Origin of the sequence: Roseicella sp. DB1501, from assembly GCF_013112485.1 — a bacterium.
In the GTDB taxonomy this organism is placed as follows: Bacteria; Pseudomonadota; Alphaproteobacteria; order Acetobacterales; family Acetobacteraceae; genus Paracraurococcus.
The window spans coordinates 1-19,761 of sequence record NZ_JABFHG010000002.1; the positions used below are offsets into that span (position 1 = coordinate 1).

Genomic DNA, 19,761 nt, shown 5'->3' on the forward strand with positions numbered 1-19,761 from the left:
GAAACGGCTCCAGCCAGCGATCGAGATCGCCGCCGACGCCGCCCAATCCTGCCATCTCCACCTCTCACAACGTCCGTCAGCGACCAGATGGAGGTGGCAAGGCCTGACTTGAAGTGCCCAGGTAGTGCTAGGGTCGCCGCCGCATGAAGGCCAGACCCGCAAAGGCGCCGCCGATCCCGGCGCATCCCGGCGTGACGGTGCTCGACGACGAGGTGGTCTGGGACGGCCGCTTCCCGCTGCAGCGCGTGCGCTTCACCTATACCCGCTTCGATGGCAGCCGCTCCGGCGAGCTGACCTGGGAGCTGTGGCGGCGGCATGGCGGCGTCGCCATCCTGCCCTACGACCCGCGCGCCGATGCCATCGCGCTGATCGAGCAGTTCCGCCTGCCCGCCCTCGCCGCCGGGCTGGAGCCGGTGATGATCGAATGCCCGGCCGGGCTGCGCGAGCCGGGCGAGGCGCCGGAGGCGGTGGCCCGGCGCGAGACGCTGGAGGAGACCGGCCTCCGCCCCGACCGCTTCGAGCCGATCTGCCGCACCATGCTGATGCAAGGCGGCTGCGACGAGACGATGCATCTCTACGCCGCCCGGGTCGCGCTGCCGCCGGGCGGCGGAACGCATGGCCTCGCCGAGGAGCAGGAGGAGACCCGCCTGCTGGTCGTGCCGGCGGCAGAGGCCTTCGCCATGCTCGACGCCAACCGCATCATGAACGCGACGACGATGCTCTGCCTGTGGTGGCTGCGGCATCATCGCGCGCGGCTGCGACAGGACTGGGCCTGATGCCGACCGAGTTGCTCTACCGCGACGACGCCTACTGCGCCGAGGCCGATGCGACCGTGCTCGCCGCCGGCGCGGAGGGGATCCTGCTGGACCGCACCCCCTTCTACGCCCAGGCGGGCGGCCAGCCCGGCGATGCCGGCACCCTGCGCTGGGAGGGCGGCCACACCCCCATCCTGCGCGCCGTGAAGGGGCCGGAGGAGACGGTGCTGCACCTGCCCGAGCCGGGCGCGCCGCTGCCGCCCCCCGGCACGCCGCTGCTGGCGCGGCTCGACTGGGGGCTGCGCCACCGCCACATGCGCATGCACACGGCGCTGCACCTGCTCTGCAGCCTGCTGCCCGGCGCGGGCGTGACCGGCGGGCAGATCGGCGCCGAGCGCTCGCGCCTCGATTTCGCCCTGGCCGAGCCGCCGGCCAGGGAATGGCTGACCGAGCAGCTCAACCGCCTGGTCGCCGAGGATCATCCGGTCGGCGAGCACTGGATCACCGAGGCCGAGCTCGACGCCAATCCGGGCCTCGTCCGCACGCTGTCGGTGCAGCCGCCGCGCGCGGCGGGGCGCATCCGGCTGGTGCGCATCGGCGCCGAGGCGGCGCCGGTCGACCTGCAGCCCTGCGGCGGGACGCATCTGCGCCACACGGGCGAGATCGGCCGGGGCGAGGTGACGAAGCTCGAGAACAAGGGCAAGCAGAACCGCCGCATCTACCTCGTCCTGGCCGATCCCCTGGCATGAGGCGCGGCGACGACAAGCCTTAGGAGAGTGAGCGGCATGGACAACCTGGTCTCGACCGAATGGCTGGCGGCGGAGCTCGGCAAGCCCGACCTGCTGGTCTTCGACTGCTCGACCTACCTGCCCGGCGAGCCGGGCAACAAGCAGGAGGGCTTCCGCGCCGCGCACATCCCCGGCGCGCAGCTCTTCGACATCGACCAGATCGGCGATCCGGAGACCGACCTGCCGCATATGGTGCCGACGCCGGGGCGCTTCGCCCGGCTCGCCGGCGAGCTCGGCATCTCCAACGCCGCGCGCCTGGTCTTCTACGACCAGCACGGGCTGCGCGCCTCGGCGCGCGGCTGGTGGATGATGCGGCTCTTCGGGCATGACGCGGCGGCGGTGCTGGATGGCGGCCTGCCGAAATGGCAGCGCGAGGGCCGGCCGGTCGAGACCGGCGAGGGCGCCTCCCGGCCGGCGGCGCGCTTCGTCCCGGATTTCCGGGCGGAGCGGCTGCGCGGCATCGGCGACATCAAGCGCATCATCCGCCAGGGCGGCGGCGAGGCGCTGATCCTCGACGCCCGGGCGCGCGGCCGCTTCGAGGGCAGCGCGCCGGAGCCGCGCAAGGACCTGCCTTCGGGCCACATGCCGGGCGCGGCCAACCTCCCCTCCTCCGAGCTGCTGAATCCCGACCTCACCATGAAGGATCCGGCCGAGCTGCACCGGATGTTCGCGGCCGCCGGGGTGACGGCGGAGCGGCCGGTCGTCACCTCCTGCGGTTCGGGCGTCACCGCCTGCGCCCTCGCCCTCGGCCTGGTTCGGGCCGGCTTCCCCGAGCCCGCCGTCTATGACGGCTCCTGGAGCGAATGGGCCGCGCGGCCCGAGACCCCGAAGGTGACCGGCTGATGCCCGACGACATGACCCCGCAGCGGCGCCAGGGCTTCGCCACGCGCATGAGCCATGCCGGGCGGGCCGGCACGCATGTGCATGGCTTCGTGAACCCGGCCGTGCATCGCGGCTCGACCGTCCTCTTCCCGGATTGTGCGGCACGGCGCGAGGGCGCGAAGCACCGCTTCGAGCAGTACATGACCTACGGCACGCAGGGCGGGCCGACCCATTACGCGCTGGAGGACGTGATCGCCGAGATCGAGGGCGGCAGCCGCGCCCTCATCCTCGGCACCGGCCTCGCCGCGGTGACGGTGCCGCTGCAGGCCTGGCTGAAAGCCGGCGACCACTGCCTGATGCCGGACAGCGTCTATGGCCCGGCGCGCAATTTCTGCGACGGGCTGCTGCGCGGCTGGGGCGTCGAGACTACCTATTACGATCCCTGCCTGGACGAGGCCGGCATGGCCGCGATCATCCGGCCGAACACAAGGGTGGTCTATACCGAGAGTCCGGGCAGCCACACCTTCGAGATCCAGGACATCCCGGCGATCGCCCGTGCCGCGCATGCGCGCGGCGCCAAGGTGATGATGGACAACACCTGGGGCATCCACCATTTCCAGCCCTTCGAGAAGGGCGTCGACGTCTCCATCCAGGCGCTGACGAAATATGTCGGCGGCCATTCCGACATCCTGCTCGGCAGCGTCACCGTCAACAGCGAGGAGGACTGGCGGGTGCTGCGCGCCGCCGCCTCGCAGCTCGGGCAATATGCCTCGCCGGATGACTGCTGGCTGGCGCTGCGCGGCGTGCGGACCATGGCGACGCGGCTGCAGCGGCAGGCGGCGAGCGGGCTGGAGGTGGCGCGCTGGCTGAGCGGGCGGCCGGAGGTGCTGCGGGTGCTGCACCCCGCCCTGCCCGAGCATCCGCAGCACGCGCTCTGGCAGCGCGACTTCTCCGGCGCCTGCAGCCTGTTCGGCCTGGTGCTGGAGCCGCGCTATTCCTTCGAGGATCTCTGCCGCTTCATCGATTCGCTGCAGCTCTTCGGCATCGGCGCGAGCTGGGGCGGCTTCGAGAGCCTTTGCATCGCCACCACCGGCAACCTCACCCGCACCGCCGGCACCGGCGATTTCGGCGGGCCGATGTGCCGCATCCATGTCGGGCTGGAGGAGCCGGCCGACCTGATCGCCGATCTCGAGCAGGGCCTCTCCCGCCTCGGCGGCTGACGGCATCCCGCGAAGCCGGCGGGCGACGGCTTCGCGGGGTCGTCATGTTGCCCTGCCGCGGCTTCGCCGCGGTAGGCTGTGACGCAACAAGGGTCAGGTGCGACGCCTGGGGCCCCCGCGATGGCGCGCAGCGACATCGTGGGGATTTCTAGCGCCGCGAGCTGCGGCCCTGGTAGTAGCCCTGCTGATAGGCGCGCTGCTGCGCCTGCTGGCTCTGGTCGAAGAGATAGCCGCCGCCGGCGCCGAGGCCGCCGCCGATGAGCGCGCCGAGCCCGGCATCGCCGGCGATGGCGCCGACCAGCGCGCCGCCGGCGGCGCCGGCCGCGCCGCCGGTCAGGGTGCGCTGCTGCGTCGGGTTCAGGTCGCCGCAGCCGACGAGGCCGAGCCCGAGGACGACCGGCAGGAGGAATGTCTTGCGCATGGCGGGGCCCTCAGCGGCGCGTCCGCGGCATTTCGGCGCGCGGGCAGGGATAGGTGTCGGCGGCGAAGCGGGTGAGGCCGTCCACGGCCCGCTCCCCGGCATATTGCGGGTGGCTGCCGGCCCAGGCGACGAAGGCCTGGCGGGCCTGATCGAGTGTCGGCTCGGGCGTTGGCAGGCAGAAGAGCCGCTTCCCGCCGGCGCCCGCCGCGGCGACGGATTGGTGGTACTGCCCGGCCCCAACCAGGAAGCCCTGGCACCAGGCGAGCGCCACGCTGTGCAGCGGGTCCTGCGCGGTCGCGCCGCAGAGCGCGGCGAGGTCGCCGGTGCGGCCGCCGCGGAAATTCTGCTGCGTGACCTCGGCCGCGGCCGGCATTGCGGCCAGGGCTCCGCCAAGGGCAAGGACGAGGGATGTGCGTGATGGCATTCCATGTCTCCCTGCGGGCCATCGGGCCGCGCCCATCTAGAAGACACCGGCCGGACGGAGTCCTGCAACCGCTGCGGGCAACCGCCGCGGGCATGCGGTGTGGCTGGCTCCGGCCGCGCCGCCGCTCAGCTAGCCCCCGCGGCCGGGTCGGCGGCGCAACGGGCGCAGAGCCCCTCGACCTCGACCGTCGCGCGCCGCGGCGCGAATCCCGCCTGGCGCGCCGCCCGTGCCAAGGCGAGCGCCACGCCGGCATCGCTGATCTCGGCCGTGGCGCCGCAGCGGCCGCAGATGAGGAACTGGTGCGGGTGGTCATGCGCCGCGTCGCAGCCGCAATCCTCGGGATGGTCGAGCGCGTCGATGCAGCCGATGAAGGCGTTCAGCCGCTCCACCTTGTGGATGAGCCCCTGCTCCACCAGGAAATCCAGCGCCCGGTAGACGGTGGGCGGCGCGGCGCGCTCCCGGCTCTCCTTGAGCCGGTCGAGCAGGGCATAGGCGCCGACCGGCGCCTCCGCCTCCAGCACCAGCTGCAGCACCTGCCGCCGCAGCGGGGTGAGCTGCGCCCCGCGCCGGGCGCAGAGCGCGGCGGCGTGGTCGAGGCTCGCCTCCGTCGGCGCGACGCGGGTCATGCCATTCTCCCTGAAGCCATCCACCCCTTATATAGGCGCATGACAACCGCCGCCGCGAACCCCGCCATCGCCGATCCAGCCATCACCGATCCTGCCGCCCGGGCCCGGCTGCTCGATGCCATCCGCTTCGATTCCCGCGGCCTCGTCCCCTGCATCGCCCAGCAGCACGATACCGGGGAGGTGCTGATGCTGGCCTGGATGACCCGCGAGGCGGCGGAGGAGACGCTGGCGACCGGCCGCGTCTGCTACTATTCCCGCAGCCGCGGCGGGCTCTGGCGCAAGGGCGAGACCTCGGGCCAGCAGCAGCGCCTGGTCGATCTGCGGCTCGATTGCGACGGCGACACGCTGCTCGCCCTGGTCGAGCAGACCGGCGTGGCCTGCCATACCGGCCGCCGCTCCTGCTTCTACCGGGCGCTGCGCGAGGGCGCGCTGGCCGAGATCGCGACGCCCGAGATCGCGCCCGAGGCGCTGTACGGCCGATGAACACGCCGACACCCTCCCGGCCGGAGCCGGTGCCGGTCACCGTCCTCACCGGCTTCCTCGGCTCCGGCAAGACCACGCTGCTGAACCGCCTGCTGCGCCATCCGGCGCTCAGCGACACGGCGGTGCTGATCAACGAGTTCGGCGAGGTCGGCCTCGACCACCTGCTGGTCGAGCGGCTGGACGGCGACACGGTGCTGCTGAATGCCGGCTGCCTCTGCTGCACCGTGCGCGGCGACCTGGTGCGGGCGCTGCGCGACCTGGCGCTGCGGATCGAGCAGGGCCACGCCATCCGTCGCGTCGTGGTCGAGACGACCGGCCTCGCCGATCCGGCGCCGATCCTGCAGACGCTGATGAGCGACCCGGTGGTGCTGCACCGCTACCGGCTGGACGGGGTGGTGACGCTGGTCGATGCCGCGACCGGCATGGCGACGCTCGATGCCCAGGCCGAGGCGGTGAAGCAGGCCGCCGTCGCCGACCGGCTGGTGCTGACCAAGACCGACCTGGCGACGCCGGCGACGGTCTCGGCGCTCTGGGCGCGGCTGCGCGAGCTCAATCCCGGCGCGCCGCTGCTGAACGCGCTGCAGGGCGAGATCGAGCCCGAGGCGCTGCTCGATTGCGGCCTCTACGACGCGACGCGCAAACATCCGGACGTGCGCCGCTGGCTGGATGCCGAGGCCTGGCAGGACCACCACCACGGCCACCATCATCACGGCCACGACCACGACGCCAACCGCCACGATGCCCGCATCCACAGCTTCTGCCTCACCTTCGACCATCCGCTGCCCTGGGACGGCCTCGCCACCTGGCTCGAGGTGTTGACCATGACCCGAGGCGAGAGCGTGCTGCGCATCAAGGGCCTGCTGAACCTCGAGGGCGAGGAGCGGCCGGTCGCCATCCATGGCGTGCAGCACCTCTTCCACCCGCCGGTGAAGCTGGAACGCTGGCCGGAGGGCGACGACCGCCGCTCGCGCCTCGTCTTCATCCTGCGCGACCTCGACCGCGCGACGGTCGAGAAGGGGCTGCGGGCCTTCGCCGAGAGCGCCCGGCAGCAGGCGGCGACCGGGGATGCCCCGCCCGGCCCCCTCGGCGCATGACCCCTCGGCGCATGACCCCTCCCCCGCTCCGGCTGGAGACCCTCTCGGGCGCGGCGCTGCAGGCCAGGCTGCCGGCCCTGTCGCATTTGCGCATCGCCGTCTTCGCCGAATGGCCCTATCTCTACGACGGCGACGCGGCGCATGAGGCGCGCTACATCGCCGCCTATGCCGCCGACCCCGATGCCGCGGTGGTGGTCGCCTTCGACGGCGAGGCGCCGGTCGGCATGGCGACCTGCCAGCCGATGCTCGCCTCGCACGGGCCGGTGCCCGCCGCCTTCCGCGCCCGTGGGCTGGATCCCGCCCGCTTCTGCTATTTCGGCGAGAGCGTGCTGCTGCCGGCCTATCGCGGTCGCGGCGCGGGGGTCGGCTTCTTCGCCGCGCGCGAGGCGCATGCCAGGCGCCTCGGCCTGCCCGCCGCCGCCTTCTGCGCCGTGCAGCGCGACCCGAACGACCCCCGCCGCCCGGCCGGCTACGTGCCGCTTGACGGCTTCTGGCGCCGGCGCGGCTATGTCCACCACCCCGACCTCACCTGCGTCTTCGCCTGGAAGGAGCATGGCGACGAGCGGGAGACGCCGCACCGCCTCGCCTTCTGGCTGAAGGACCCGCGGTGACCGCGCTGCGCCTCGGCGCCCTCGCCTGGCCGGTCGGCCGGCCCGCCGGCATCGCCGATTTCGCCGCCCGGCTCGACCACTGGCTCGGCCAGGCGGCCGGCCGGATCGACCTCGCCGTGCTGCCGGAATATGCCTGCGCCGAGCTCGGCGCGGCCCTCACCGGCCGGGAGGTGGCCAACGAGGCCGCCGAGCTGCGGGCGCTCACCGCCGCGGCGCCGGAGATCCTGGAGGCGATGCGCGGCGCGGCGCGGCGCCACCGGCTCTGGCTGCAGCCCGGCACGCTGCCGATGGCAATCGAGGGCCGGGTGGTGAACCGCGCCCCCCTGATCACCCCCGAGGGCCGCCTCGCCTTCCAGGACAAGCATGCGATGACCCGCTTCGAGGCGGAGCGCTGGGGCGTCTCGCCCGGCGCCGCGCCGCGGGTCTTCGACACGCCCTGGGGCCGGATCGGCATCTCGGTCTGCTACGATGCCGAGTTCCCGCTGCATGTCCGCGCCCAGGTCGAGGCCGGCGCCTGGCTCCTCCTGGTGCCGACCTGCACCGATACGCTGCACGGCTTCAACCGGGTGCGCTTCGCCGCCCAGGCGCGGGCACTGGAGAACCAGTGCTTCGTCGCCGTCGCGCCGACCGTCGGCACCGCCCCCTGGTCGGCGGCGCTCGATGAGAATCGCGGCGAGGCGGCGGTCTTCGGCCCGGTCGATCGCGGCTTCCCGGCGGATGGCCTCCTCGCCGCGGCCGGGCTGGACCAGCCGGGCTGGGCCATCGCCGCGCTCGATCCCGCCCGTATCGAGGCCGTGAGGCGCGAGGGCGCCGTCCTCAACCACCGCGACTGGCCGCCCGGCCCCGTCCCGCCCGCCCGTCCCGCCGGCTTCGCGTGACCCTCGTCTATCTCCTCGCCGGCGAGGCGAGCGGCGACCTGCTCGGAGCGCGGCTGATGGCGGCGCTGCGCCGGCACCGGCCGGGGATCGCCTTCGCCGGGATCGGCGGCGAGCGGATGCAGGAGCAGGGGCTGCGCAGCCTCTTCCCGATGCGCGAGCTCTCGCTCATGGGCCTGCTGGAGGTGGTGCCGAAGCTGCGCGGCATCGTCCGGCGCCTCGACGAGACCGAGGCCGACATCCTCGCCCGCCGCCCGGCCGTGCTGGTCACCATCGACGCGCCGAGCTTCACGCTGCGGGTCGCGGCGCGGGTGCGGCCGCGCGGCATCCCGGTGGTGCATTACGTGGCACCGCAGGTCTGGGCCTGGCGGCCGGGCCGGGTGCGCAAGATCGCCGGGCGCGTCGACCGCATCCTGGCGCTGCTGCCCTTCGAGGCACCCTTCTTCGAGGCGGCGGGCATCCCGGTGCGCTTCGTCGGCCATCCGGTGCTGGAGAGCGGCGCCGATACCGGCGATGCCACCCGCTTCCGCGCCGCCCAGGGACTGGGCCCGGCCGACCGGCCGGTGCTGGTGATGCCCGGCAGCCGGCGCGGCGAGGTGCGGCGGTTGCTCGGCGTCTTCGGCGAGGCGTTGCGGCGGACCGCCGCCGCGGTGCCGGGGCTGCGCCCGGTGCTGCCGCTCGCCGGCCCGGTCGAGGCGGCGGTGCGCGAGGGCGTCGCCGACTGGCCGGTGCGGCCCATCCTGGTCCGCGGCGCGGCGGAGAAGCACGATGCCTATGCGGCGGTCGCCGGCTCGGGCGGCGCCGGGCTGATCAAGTCCGGCACCTCAAGCCTCGAGATGGCGGTGGCCGGCGTGCCGCATCTGGTCGCCTACCGGATCAACCCGGTCACCGCGGCGATCGTCCGCCGCCTCATCCAGGTGCCGCATGCCTCGCTGGTGAACCTGCTGGCGGAGCGCGAGGTGGTGCCGGAGCTGCTGCAGGAGGCCTGCACGCCGGAGGCGCTGGCCGATGGGCTCACCGCCCTGCTGCGGGAGCCGGCGCAGGCGGCGGCGCAGCGGGCCGGCTTCGCCGAGGTCCTCGCCCGGCTGCGGCCGCCGGAGGGCCTGCCGAGCGAGGCCGCCGCCGCGGCGGTGCTGGAGCAGATCGCGGCGGCCGAGCACCCGGCCTCAGCTTGAGACGGCGCCGCGCCCCAGCCGCCGCAAACCGACGCGCATCGATGTCGACACATCGATGCCCTCACTCGCCGGCGGCACCGCCGGTGGCTTGGCTGCGCCGCACCGGCGGCGGCGCCCGCTCGGGCGCTCAACCGGCTGCGGGTCCGGCCATTCCGACACCCATCAGAACGGTCGCTCCCCGTTGCCTTGCCGCGGCTTCGCGGCGGCAGGCTGTGACGCATCAAGGCTCAGGTGCGAATCCCCGGGGGCCCCACGACGGCGCGCAGCGACGTCGTGGGGACATCATCAATCGGGTAGCCGCGGCGCCGCCCGGCGCGCGGCGCCGGGGGCCTGGCCGGCGGCCGCCGCCTGCTCGATCCGCAGGGCGGCATCAAGCGCCCGCAGCCCGACCTCGCCGCTCGCCTCCACCGGCGCCCCGGCCTCGATGCTCGCCATGAAGGCGGCCTGCTCGGCCTCCAGGCTGTCATGCTCGGTCCAGGTGGCGCGGTCGATGCCCCAGCCGGGCATGGCGGCGACCGGCTCGGCCCCGCCCGGGCGCAGGCGCTCAAGGCTGCGGGCGAGGAAATCCACCCGCGTCTCGCCGCCCGGGCCGAGCAGGCGCAGCCGCCGCTCCAGCCCGAGGCTGATCCGGCTCGCCGTCACCGTCGCCGCGGCGCCGCTGGCGAAGCGGAGCTGCGCGACGACGAAATCCAAATGGTCGGACATCACCGGCCGGCCCACCGCCGCGACGCCGGCGAGCGGCGACCTTGCGAGGCTGAGGATCAGGTCGATGTCGTGGATCATGAGGTCCAGCACCACCGAGACATCCAGGCTGCGCGGCCGGAAGGGGGCGACGCGGGTCGCCTCCAGGGACAGGGCGCCCTGCCCGGCGCCGCTCTCGCGCAGGGTGCGGATGGCAGCGGAATAGCGCTCGATATGCCCGACCTGCAGCACCAGGCCGCGGTCGCGGGCGCCGCGGATGATCGCCTCGGCCTGGGCGACAGTGGCCGCGATCGGCTTCTCGACCAGCAGGTGCCGGCCGGCCGCGATGGCCTGCAGCGCATAGGCGTGGTGGAAGGCGGTGGGGACGGTGATGATGAGCGCGTCGCTGCCGGCGAGCAGCCCGGCGACGTCCCGCGCCTGGGTGCCGCATTCCGCCGCGACCGCCTTGGCCCGGGCCGGATCGGCATCGTGGACGCCGGAGAGCGTCCCGCGCGCCGCCAGCTTCAGCGCGTGGAAGCGCCCGAAATGCCCGGTGCCGATGACGCCGATCCTGAGAGCCATGCCGCCAGTCCGATTCCCTGGGAGGCCGGAAGCGAGGCCCCCGGGGCGGCCGCGCCGCGGCCCTGCCCGGAAGCCCGCGCCGGCGCGCCCACGCTGCGGGGCGGACGGCGATGGCAGCCGGCCGCAGGGGCGAAGCATCCGCCCTTGCGGCGATGCTCTAGAGCAGATCCTGTTCGAGTGGAAACACGCGAACGGGTGAAGATGCTCTGAAAACAATAGGCTAGAGCGTGATCGCTTGAGGTGGCCTCAGCGAAAAGCGTGACTCACGCGATCAAGCGACGGCCTGGACCGTGATCCGCGACCCTGTGCGAGCGGATCATGGTCCAAAGCGCATCCATTCTGATTGGAACGGCGGAATGCGCCCCGTCCCGTTGTTCGCGGGGCAGCGGGATGTCGCCAATCCGGTCCTGGCGGCCGGCCCCGGACGGGGACGGGCACGGGGGCCCTCATGCGGTCGCACATGAGGGCCGTTGCCGTCAGGCCGAGCGGCGGGAGGCGAAGCCCCAGATCGCCAGCACGATGACCGCGCCGACCACCGCGCCGATGAAGCCGGCCCCCTCGCCGGCACGGTACCAGCCAACCGCCTGACCCAGATAGGTCGCCACCACGGCCCCGACGATGCCGAGCAGCGTCGTGATGATGAAGCCGCTGGGATCGCGCCCCGGATGCAGGAATTTGGCGACGAGACCGGCCAGGAAGCCGATGATGATGGTTCCGATGATACCCATGGCAATCCCTCCGCTGCCGCTCGGTTAAGCTCCGGCGCCGGCGTTGGTTGCATCGCGGAATGGCTCGCGGGCGAGGCGGCGCGGCCCTCCTGGCGCCGAGGCTTGCATCGCCGGGCCCCGGTCGTCACATTCCCGGCCGAATTTCCAGGGGGCCGACGCCCCCCGAAGGACAGGCCAGACCATGAGCCCGACCGCGCCATGATGTATTTCGCGCGCTGGAAGACCCTCTCCATTCTCGCGGTCTGCCTGCTCGGGGCGCTGCTCTGCCTCCCGAATTTCTTCCCGAAATCCGAGCTGCCCTCCTGGGCGCGGCAATTCTCGCTCGGCCTCGACCTGCGCGGCGGCTCCTACCTGCTGCTCGACGTCGATCTCGATGCGGTGGTGCATGAGCGGCTGGAGGGCCTGGCCGACGGCGCCCGGACGCGGCTGCGGCAGCAGACTATCGGCTATCTCAACCTGGCGACCGATCCGGCGCAGCGGCGCCTGTCGCTGCGCGTCCGCGACCCGGCGCAGGCGCCGATGGCGGTGGCGCAGCTGCGCGAGCTGGCCAACCAGATCCCGACCGGGATCGGCACCAGCACGCCGGATATCGAGGTCGCCAGCGCGCCGGACGGCACCGTCACCGCCACCCTGACCGAGGCCGGGCTGCGCGCCAAGGCAACCGGCGCGGTGGAGCAGTCGCTGGAGATCGTCCGCCGCCGCATCGACGAGACCGGCGTGGCCGAGGCGCTGATCGCCCGCCAGGGGCAGAACCGCATCCTGGTGCAGCTTCCCGGCGTCGAGGACCCGAACCGGATCAAGGAGCTGCTGGGCAAGACCGCCCGCATGACCTTCCACCTGCTCGACGAAAGCGTCAGCCCGACCGCCGCGACGCCGCCGCCGGGGGTGATGTTCCTCGCCGGCGAGAACCGGGCCGGGCAGACCGAGCGCTACGCCGTGCGCCGCCGGGTCGAGGTGGACGGCGCCAACCTCACCGATGCCCGGGCCGGCCAGGATGGCCGCAGCGGCGAGTGGGTGGTGAACTTCACCTTCGATTCCCTCGGCACCCGCCGCTTCGCCGATGTGACCCGGGCCAATGTCGGCCGCCCCTTCGCCATCGTGCTCGACGACAAGGTCATCACCGCCCCGGTGATCCGCGAGCCGATCACCGGCGGCCGCGGCCAGATCAGCGGCAATTTCAACGCCAAGTCGGCCGCCGACCTCGCCGTGCTGCTGCGGGCGGGCGCGCTGCCGGCGCCGCTCACCGTGGTGGAGGAGCGGACGGTCGGGCCGGAGCTGGGGGCGGATGCCATCCGGGCCGGCGTCATGGCGCTGGCCGCCGGCGCGCTCTTCGTCTTCCTCTATATGGGCCTCGCCTACGGCCTGTTCGGCTGGCTCGCCAACATCGCCCTGCTGGTCAACATCATGCTGATGCTGGCGGCGCTCTCGGTGCTGCAGGCGACGCTGACCCTGCCGGGCATCGCCGGCATCGTGCTCACCCTCGGCACCGCGCTCGACGCCAACATCCTGATCAACGAGCGCATCCGCGAGGAGGTGAAGAACGGCCGCACGCCCATCTCGGCGCTGGAGGCCGGCTTCACCAAGGCCTCCGGCACGATCATGGATTCGAACCTGACGAACCTGATCGCCATGGCCTGCCTCTACATCTTCGGCAGCGGCACGGTGAAGGGCTTCGCCGTGACCGTGGCGATCGGCACCATCGTGCAGATGTGGACCGCGACCACCCTGGTCCGGCTCATGGTCTCCTGGTGGTACCGCGCCCGGCGGCCGAAGGAGCTGCCGGTGCTGGAGGACGGGCGGGGCCTGCTCGGCCGGTTGGCGCGGCCGATGTTCCGGCTGGTGCCGGATGTGACGACGATCCCCTTCATGCGGGGCGCCCGGGCCGGCCTCATGGTCTCGGCCGTGCTCTCCACCCTCTCGGTGATCGGCGCCTTCTATCCGGGGCTGACGAAGGGGGTCGACTTCAAGGGCGGCATCACCATGGAGGTCCGCACGCCGGGGACCGCCGACCTGGCGGCGCTGCGCTCGGCGGTCGGCGCCCTCGACCTCGGCGATGTCGGCCTGCAGCAATTCGGCGACGAGAGCACGGTCCTGGTCCGCCTGCCGGTCCAGGGCAATGAGGGCGGCACCCAGGCCGCGGTCAATGCGGTGCGCGACGCGGTCGAGAAGGTGGCGCCGGGCACCCGGATCCTGCGCACCGAGGCGGTGGGCAACCGGGTCTCGGACGAGCTGTTCCGCGGCGGCATGATCGCCCTCGGCCTCAGCCTGGTGGCGATGCTGTTCTACATCTGGTTCCGCTTCGAGTGGCAGTTCGCCATCGCGGCCATCGTCACCCTGATCCTGGATACCACCAAGACGGTCGGCTTCATGGTGCTGTTCGGGGTGGAGTTCAACCTGACCACCGTGGCGGCGATCCTGACGGTCATCGGCTTCTCGGCCAACGACAAGGTGGTGGTGTTCGACCGGATGCGGGAGAACCTGCGGAAATACAAGCAGATGCCGCTTCGCCAGCTGGTCGATCTCTCGATCAACGAGACGCTGAACCGCTCGCTCGGCACCTCCATGACGCTGCTGCTCTCGGCGGTGCCGCTGGCGCTGTTCGGCGGCGACACGCTGGCGGGCTTCGCCTGGGTGATGCTGTTCGGCATCGTGGTCAGCGCCTCCTCCTCGGTCTTCATCGCAGCGCCGATCGTGCTCTACACGGGGCGGAACCGCCTGCGGCCGGGTGGGGAGGCGGCGCCGAAGCCGGCCAAGGCGGGGGCGCCGGTCGGCATCTGACCGGCGGGAGCCCTCTCAAAATTGTCTCGCCATCGCTAAAAACTGGCATGGATCGGGGGCCGATTCGCGGTATATTCCCGCGTTAGTGTTATCGGAAGCGTGGCCGTGCACTCTTCAGGCGTATCCCTCGGCAGTGCGCGTGGAGAGCAGGTCCTCGTTCTGGCGCGGGATCCGATCCAGATCGCGGCGGCCACGGCGGCCGCCGCCCAGCTCGGGCGGCTCACCCGATTTGTCCGAAACGGCGATGAGGCCCTGGCCCGCCTCGCCTGCCCCGGCCCGGCGCCCGGCCATCTCGTCTGCGACCCGATCGCCGCCGGGGCGGCATGGCCGGGATTGCTGGCGACGCTGGCCGATCCCGCGACCCGGACCGCCCTGATCCTTCTGGCCCCCGCCCCGGACCCGGCCCGCGGCGCGGCGCGCTGGGCCGCCCCCGTGCCCGGGGAGGCCGATGCCCTGGCCCGCGCCCTCGCCACCCCCTGCACCGATGGGCCGCCGCAGCAGGGCCATTCCGCGGCCACGCTGCGGGAGAGCCTGGCGCGCGGCGAGATCAGCGTGCACTACCAGCCCATCGTACGCCTGTCGGACCGCCGGCCTGTCATGGTCGAGGCGCTCGCGCGCTGGCATCGGCCCGAGGCGGCGGTGCCGCCGGATGCCTTCGTGCCGCTGGCCGAGCGGCATGGGCTGGGGCGCAGCCTGTCGTTCAGCGTCGCCCGCACGGCGGCGCTCGAGATCGGCCGGCTCTGGCCGCGGTTGCGGCTGGGCGTGTCGATCAACCTGCCGCTCGCGCAGCTGCTGCAGGGCGACCTGCAGAGCTGGCTGCGGCATGCGCTCGGCCACCATGGGCTCGGGCCGCGGCAAGTGGCGCTGGAGCTGACCGAGACCACCCCGGTGCACGACCTGGCGCAGCTGCACCGCGTGCTGCTGCGACTGCGGCAGGCCGGCTATCGGGTGCTGCTGGACGACGTCGCCCCGGGCGATGGGCGGGAGGCGCTGCTGCGCCTGCCCTTCTCCGGGCTGAAGCTCGACCGCTCGCTGGTGCGGCGCCTGCCGACCGAGGCGCATGGCCGGCAGGAGGTGCGGCGGCTGGTGCGGCTGGCGAAGTCGCAGGGCCAGACGGTCATCGCCGAGGGCATTTCCGACGGCCGCATCTGGGCCGCTCTTGGCCAGCTCGGCGTGGATTTCGGCCAGGGCTATGCGGTCGGGCGCCCGCTGCCGGCGCCGGCCCTCACCGGCTGGTGGGCCCGCTGGCGCCGCAGCCGTCTGGCCTAAGGCTTTGTTTCGCTGGGAACGCCGCCCGGATCAGCCATAGACCTTGCGGTAGAGGCCGATGATCTCGCCCTCGTCCGGCACGCGCGGATTGTTGGCCGGGCTGCCAGAGGCGAGGGCCTGCCGCGCCATCAGCGGCAGCAGCCCGTCCCATTGCCCGGCGGCGATGCCGTATCCCTTCGGCGTCGGCACGCCGAGCTCCTGGTTGAGCGCGCGCAGCTCCTCGAGCAGCTTCGAGCCGGCGACCTGGTCGGCATCCTCGACGGTGGCGACGCCGATGGCGCGCGCCGCCTCAGCATAGCGCGGCAGCGCGTCATTCAGCCCGAATTCAGTGACCGCCGGCAGCAGCATGGCGTTGGACAGCCCGTGCGGCACGTGGAAATGCGCGCCGATCGGGCGCGACATGCCATGCACCAGCGCGACCGAGGAATTCGAGAAGGCGAGCCCGGCCTGCATCGCGCCGAGCATCATCGCCTCGCGCGCCGCCGCATTGCGCGGCTGGTGATAGGCGATGCGCAGATGCCGGCCGATGAGTCGCATCGCCGAGAGGGCGAGGCTGTCGGCATGCGGATTGGCCCGCTTCGACACATAGGCCTCGAGCGCGTGGGTGAGGCTGTCGATGCCGGTATCGGCCGTGGTGCGCGGCGGCACGCTGTAGGTCAGCTCGTAATCGACAATGGCGGCGAGCGGCAGGGCGCCGAGGCCGGCGATCAGCATCTTCTCGTCCGTCTCGGTATCGGTGATGACGGTGAAGCGCGTCGCCTCGCTGCCGGTCCCGGCGGTGGTGGGGATGCAGATCACCGGCACCGCGCCCCTGTCCGCCTGGGCCGGCACCTTGAAGTCGCGCATGCGCGCCTCGGGCGGCGCCGCGGCGAGGATCGCCATGGCCTTCGCCGTGTCCATGGGGCTGCCGCCGCCGAAGCCGATGAGGCAGTCGAAATCCCCCGCCCGCAGCGCCGCGACGCCGGCGGCGATCACGGTATCCGTCGGGTCGGGCACGGTCTCGGCGAAGATGGCGGGCGCGAGACCGGCGGCGCGCAACGGCTCCAGGCAGCGATCGACCGTGCCGGAGGACACCATCCAGGGATCGGTGACGACGAGCGGCCGCGACAGGCCGAACAGGCCGAGCACCTCGGCGATCTGGCTCACGCTGCCGCCGCCGATCCGCATCAGGCGCGGCGAGACGATGGTGGCAAGCATGACGGCCCCTCCCCGGTTCCAGAGCGTGATCGCCTGAGGTGGACTCACCGAAGGCGAGACTCACACGATCCAACAACGCGCCAGACCATGGTCTGGCGCGCCAGCATAGGGCGAGGGCGATCACCCGCAAGGCGCGCCGGCGCCGCCATCTTTTTGTGACAGCCAGGCCTCACCACGACGCAATGTGCGCTAGGACGCAGCCGATACGGCCTCCGGGCGTTGCATCATCGAGACCGAGGAGGGGAGGCTCGTGCCATGACCGACATGCCGGCACGCCGGCGTCGCCCACCCATCCCGGAGCCGACCGCACCGGAGGATGACGCCTTCGACTTATGGTTGCGTGAGAGCTTGCGCACCGCCTTTGACGACATCGCCTCCGAGCCAATCCCGGAGGATCTGCTGCGGATGATCGAGGAGGATCGCGCGGAGCGCGAGCGCCTGCGCGGCAGGCGGCGGGCCCGGCCGGAGGCCTGAGGGCGGCGCCTGCCCGCCCGTCACCGCAGCGAACCCTGGGGGAAGCGGTCGTCTCGGCACCGCGATGCGTCCTTTCGCATCAGGGCGGCATTGCGGGGGCCGGGAACCCCCATTGCCCCGGTGAAGCCATGCCCATCGGCTCCGATGAGGAGCATGAGGAGAGGTCAACGCGGCTCGAGGGAGGCGAGGCTGCCATCGCCCAGGGCGATAGCGGCTTGCCGGATCGCCGCGGCGGCACGCTCAGCTCCGCCAGTCGGGCCCACCCTCGATCAGACGCAGCGCTGCCTGCCAGGCGATGGCGCGGACGTGCTCGCCGCCCGGCCGGCGGAACTGCCAGGCCGCGTGCTCGCAGACCGAGGGCGGCGGGATGACCAGTTCGGCCCCACCGGCCAGTGCGGCGACCTGCGCCGAGCAGGCGCGCTCGAGGTAGTAGAGCTCGTCATAGGCCTGCGCCGCGCTCGGACCGCAGACCAGCAGGCCGTGATTGCGCAGGATCATGGCGTTGTGCGTGCCGAGATCGGCGACCAGCCGCACCCGCTCATCCTCGTCGAGCGCGATGCCCTCATAGTCGTGATAGGCGAGATGGCCGTAATACTTCATGGCGTGCTGGCTGATCGGCAGCAGCCCATGCTTCTGCGCTGAGACGGCGATGCCGTCGCGCGTATGGGTGTGGATGACGAAATGCGCGTCCTCGCGCGCCGCATGCACGGCGGAATGGATCACGAAGCCGGCCTTGTTCACCAGCTCCCCGCTGCCATCCCAACCCGGATGCTCGTCGACCGGATTGCCCTCGATGTCGATCTTCACCAGGTCGCTCGCCCGCATTTCGTGATGCATGACGCCGTAGCGGTTGAGCAGGAAATGGTGCTCCGGCCCCGGCACCCGGGCGCTGATATGGGTGAAGATCCAGTCGGTCCAGCGGTGATGCGCGCAGAGCCGGTACAGGGCGGCGAGGTCGCAGCGGATGCGCCATTCCTCCTCGGACCAGGGGCGCAGCGATGCCGGCGGGGTGGCGATGTTCATGGCAGGCTCCTCGGATGGCGGATGGTCGGCCTGCCCGGCCCGGCGCGTCAATCCGCGTTGCGCCCCGCCGCCGCATCGCGCGACCATGCCGCTCCCCGACCCATCGCAGGAGAGCGCCTTGGCCCGTCATCCCCGCCCCGGCTTCGGCCGCCGGATCGCCGGCGCGGGCCTCGCCGCGCTGCTTGCCGGGCTGGCAGCCGCGCCGGGCGCCGCCCAGGACCGGCCGGGCGCGACGCTCCGGGTGGTGCTGATCAACGACCTCGGCAGCCTCGATCCGGTGCAGTCCACAGCCGCCTTCGTACGCAACCACGGCTTCATGGTCTATGACCAGCTCTTCGCCCTCGACAGCAAAGGCGAGGCGCAGCCGCAGATGGTCGAGCGCTTCGAGCGCTCCGCGGATGGGATGCGCTGGCGCTTCACCCTGCGCGAGGGGCTCGTCTTCCATGACGGCGCGCCGGTGCGGGCGGCCGATGCCGTCGCCTCGATCCGCCGCTGGGCGCAGCGCGACGTGGTGGGCAAGGCGCTGGCGGCGGCGACCGCCTCGCTCGAGGTGGCGGACGAGCGGAGCTTCACCCTCACCCTCGCCCAGCCCTTCGCCCTGGTGAAGGAGGCGCTGGCGCGGCCGACCGCCAGCGCGCTCTTCGTGATGCCGGAGCGGCTGGCGCAGACGCCGGCCAGCACCGCGATCACCGACGCCACCGGCTCCGGCCCCTTCATCTTCGAGGCGAAGGAATGGCGCGCCGGCGACCGCGCCGTCTATCGCCGCAACCCCGCCTACCGGCCGCGGCCGGAGCCGCCGGACGGACTCGCCGGCGGCAAGGTGGTGAAGGTCGAGCGACTGGAATGGCTCTCCATGCCGGATGCGGCGACGGCGGCGGCGGCGCTGCAGAGCGGCGAGATCGACGTCATCGAGCAGCCCTCCCCCGACGTCATCCCGCTGCTCGAGCGCGCCCGCGGCATCCGGCTCTTCGCGCTGAATCCGGTCGGCTACATGATCTGGCTGCGGCCGAACCACCTGGTGCCGCCCTTCAACGATCCGAAGGCGCGGCAGGCGCTGCTGCATCTGGTGAACCAGCAGGAGGTGTTGCAGGCGGCCGGCATCCGGCCGAGCGAGCAGGTGCCCTATTGCCCCTCCTACTTCCTCTGCGGCACGCCGCTCGAGAGCCATGCCGGGGCCGCCGGGCTGCGCGAGGCCGATCCGGCGCGCGCGGCGGCCCTGCTGCGGGAGGCCGGCTATGACGGACGCAAGGTGGTGTTCCTCAACGCCACCGACAGCCCGATCAACAATGCCGCGACGCTGACCATGGCGGCGGCGCTGCAGCGCGGCGGCCTCGCCATGGATGTCCCGGCGATGGACTGGGCGACGCTCACCCAGCGGCGCAACCGGCGCGAGCCGCAGGAGCAGGGCGGCTGGAACCTCTTCGTCACCGTCGCCAATGTCCTTGATGCCCAGGACCCGCTGAGCAACCTTTATCTCGCCAGCCCCTGCGAGGGCGGGCTGGCCGGCTGGCCCTGCGATGCCGAGCTGGAGCGGCTGCGACGGAGCTGGTGGGAGGAGCCGGAGGCGGCGAAGCGGCGGGCGATCCTCGATGCCGTGCATGCCCGCGCCTATCAGTCCCTGCCCTATGTGAATGCCGGGCAGTTCCGCACGCTCAGCGCCCATCGCAGCACGGTCGAGGGGCTGCGGCCGACGACCGTGCCGGTCTTCTGGGGCGTCGAGAAGAAATAGAGGGTC

20 protein-coding genes are annotated in these 19,761 nt (G+C 72.6%); 13 read left to right on the forward strand and 7 right to left on the reverse strand.

Features of this window, described 5'->3' with window-relative positions; genetic code table 11:
- Nucleotides 1-143 precede the first annotated feature (143 nt).
- From HJG45_RS03355 to metC, 4 genes are read left to right on the forward strand one after another with little or no spacing between them, the layout of a single operon-like run.
- A complete protein-coding gene (locus HJG45_RS03355) occupies nucleotides 144-776 on the forward strand; it encodes an NUDIX domain-containing protein (RefSeq protein ID WP_171610689.1) in 633 nt (210 codons plus the stop codon).
- A complete protein-coding gene (locus tag HJG45_RS03360) occupies nucleotides 776-1,504 on the forward strand; it encodes an alanyl-tRNA editing protein (RefSeq protein ID WP_171610690.1) in 729 nt (242 codons plus the stop codon). Before HJG45_RS03355 ends, HJG45_RS03360 begins: the two co-directional genes overlap by 1 nt.
- A 36-nt stretch (nucleotides 1,505-1,540) precedes the next feature.
- Nucleotides 1,541-2,386: a sulfurtransferase gene (locus HJG45_RS03365; protein WP_171610691.1), complete on the forward strand. Its 846-nt coding sequence runs from the start codon at nucleotides 1,541-1,543 to the stop codon at nucleotides 2,384-2,386.
- Entirely contained in the window at nucleotides 2,386-3,585 is a 1,200-nt protein-coding gene (gene metC / locus HJG45_RS03370) for a cystathionine beta-lyase (RefSeq protein ID WP_254452270.1), read from the forward strand. The genes HJG45_RS03365 and metC overlap by 1 nt, the downstream gene beginning before the upstream one ends.
- A gap of 148 nt (nucleotides 3,586-3,733) precedes the next feature.
- Here the strand turns inward: metC and HJG45_RS03375 are convergent, their stop codons facing one another.
- From HJG45_RS03375 to HJG45_RS03385, 3 genes are all read right to left on the reverse strand, one after another.
- On the reverse strand, nucleotides 3,734-4,006 hold the full coding sequence (locus HJG45_RS03375; protein WP_171610692.1) for a glycine zipper domain-containing protein: 273 nt from the start codon (nucleotides 4,004-4,006) through the stop codon (nucleotides 3,734-3,736).
- A 10-nt stretch (nucleotides 4,007-4,016) separates the two neighbouring features.
- A complete protein-coding gene (locus tag HJG45_RS03380) occupies nucleotides 4,017-4,430 on the reverse strand; it encodes a Rap1a/Tai family immunity protein (protein ID WP_171610693.1) in 414 nt (137 codons plus the stop codon).
- Between the two features lie 125 nt (nucleotides 4,431-4,555).
- Entirely contained in the window at nucleotides 4,556-5,056 is a 501-nt protein-coding gene (locus HJG45_RS03385) for a Fur family transcriptional regulator (protein ID WP_171610694.1), read from the reverse strand.
- 39 nt (nucleotides 5,057-5,095) lie between these two features.
- Between HJG45_RS03385 and hisI the strand changes: the two genes are divergently transcribed.
- The 5 genes from hisI to lpxB are packed head-to-tail and all read left to right on the forward strand — an operon-like array spanning nucleotide 5,096 to nucleotide 9,294.
- Nucleotides 5,096-5,539 (forward strand): phosphoribosyl-AMP cyclohydrolase, encoded by a 444-nt coding sequence (gene hisI, locus HJG45_RS03390; RefSeq protein ID WP_171610695.1) that lies wholly within the window; start codon nucleotides 5,096-5,098, stop codon nucleotides 5,537-5,539.
- Nucleotides 5,536-6,633 carry a GTP-binding protein gene (locus tag HJG45_RS03395; protein ID WP_171610696.1) on the forward strand — a complete coding sequence of 366 codons (1,098 nt, stop codon included), beginning with the start codon at nucleotides 5,536-5,538 and terminating at the stop codon, nucleotides 6,631-6,633. Before hisI ends, HJG45_RS03395 begins: the two co-directional genes overlap by 4 nt.
- An 11-nt stretch (nucleotides 6,634-6,644) precedes the next feature.
- Nucleotides 6,645-7,244 carry a GNAT family N-acetyltransferase gene (locus HJG45_RS03400; RefSeq protein WP_171610697.1) on the forward strand — a complete coding sequence of 200 codons (600 nt, stop codon included), beginning with the start codon at nucleotides 6,645-6,647 and terminating at the stop codon, nucleotides 7,242-7,244.
- Nucleotides 7,241-8,122, forward strand: coding sequence for a carbon-nitrogen hydrolase family protein (locus tag HJG45_RS03405; RefSeq protein ID WP_171610698.1), 882 nt, complete (start codon nucleotides 7,241-7,243; stop codon nucleotides 8,120-8,122). Before HJG45_RS03400 ends, HJG45_RS03405 begins: the two co-directional genes overlap by 4 nt.
- Entirely contained in the window at nucleotides 8,119-9,294 is a 1,176-nt protein-coding gene (lpxB, locus tag HJG45_RS03410) for a lipid-A-disaccharide synthase (RefSeq protein ID WP_171610699.1), read from the forward strand. Before HJG45_RS03405 ends, lpxB begins: the two co-directional genes overlap by 4 nt.
- Before the next feature lie 285 nt (nucleotides 9,295-9,579).
- Here the strand turns inward: lpxB and HJG45_RS03415 are convergent, their stop codons facing one another.
- Nucleotides 9,580-10,557, reverse strand: a complete 978-nt coding sequence (locus HJG45_RS03415; protein WP_171610700.1) for a Gfo/Idh/MocA family protein — start codon at nucleotides 10,555-10,557, stop codon at nucleotides 9,580-9,582.
- Nucleotides 10,558-11,033: 476 nt separating this feature from the next.
- Entirely contained in the window at nucleotides 11,034-11,285 is a 252-nt protein-coding gene (locus HJG45_RS03420; RefSeq protein ID WP_171610701.1) for a GlsB/YeaQ/YmgE family stress response membrane protein, read from the reverse strand.
- Between the two features lie 198 nt (nucleotides 11,286-11,483).
- Here HJG45_RS03420 and secD point away from each other — a divergent pair, with 198 nt between their 5' ends.
- Nucleotides 11,484-14,063 (forward strand): protein translocase subunit SecD, encoded by a 2,580-nt coding sequence (gene secD, locus HJG45_RS03425; RefSeq protein ID WP_171610702.1) that lies wholly within the window; start codon nucleotides 11,484-11,486, stop codon nucleotides 14,061-14,063.
- A 105-nt stretch (nucleotides 14,064-14,168) separates the two neighbouring features.
- Nucleotides 14,169-15,332 carry an EAL domain-containing protein gene (locus HJG45_RS03430; RefSeq protein ID WP_171610703.1) on the forward strand — a complete coding sequence of 388 codons (1,164 nt, stop codon included), beginning with the start codon at nucleotides 14,169-14,171 and terminating at the stop codon, nucleotides 15,330-15,332.
- A 30-nt stretch (nucleotides 15,333-15,362) separates the two neighbouring features.
- Here the strand turns inward: HJG45_RS03430 and HJG45_RS03435 are convergent, their stop codons facing one another.
- Entirely contained in the window at nucleotides 15,363-16,529 is a 1,167-nt protein-coding gene (locus HJG45_RS03435) for an iron-containing alcohol dehydrogenase (protein WP_171610704.1), read from the reverse strand.
- 255 nt (nucleotides 16,530-16,784) lie between these two features.
- Here HJG45_RS03435 and HJG45_RS03440 point away from each other — a divergent pair, with 255 nt between their 5' ends.
- Nucleotides 16,785-17,003 (forward strand): hypothetical protein, encoded by a 219-nt coding sequence (locus tag HJG45_RS03440; RefSeq protein ID WP_254452271.1) that lies wholly within the window; start codon nucleotides 16,785-16,787, stop codon nucleotides 17,001-17,003.
- A gap of 240 nt (nucleotides 17,004-17,243) precedes the next feature.
- On the opposite strand, the gene HJG45_RS03445 is transcribed toward HJG45_RS03440, so the two are convergent.
- Nucleotides 17,244-18,026: a class II aldolase/adducin family protein gene (locus HJG45_RS03445; protein ID WP_171610705.1), complete on the reverse strand. Its 783-nt coding sequence runs from the start codon at nucleotides 18,024-18,026 to the stop codon at nucleotides 17,244-17,246.
- A gap of 118 nt (nucleotides 18,027-18,144) precedes the next feature.
- Between HJG45_RS03445 and HJG45_RS03450 the strand changes: the two genes are divergently transcribed.
- Nucleotides 18,145-19,755 (forward strand): ABC transporter substrate-binding protein, encoded by a 1,611-nt coding sequence (locus tag HJG45_RS03450; protein ID WP_254452272.1) that lies wholly within the window; start codon nucleotides 18,145-18,147, stop codon nucleotides 19,753-19,755.
- Nucleotides 19,756-19,761: the final 6 nt, after the last annotated feature.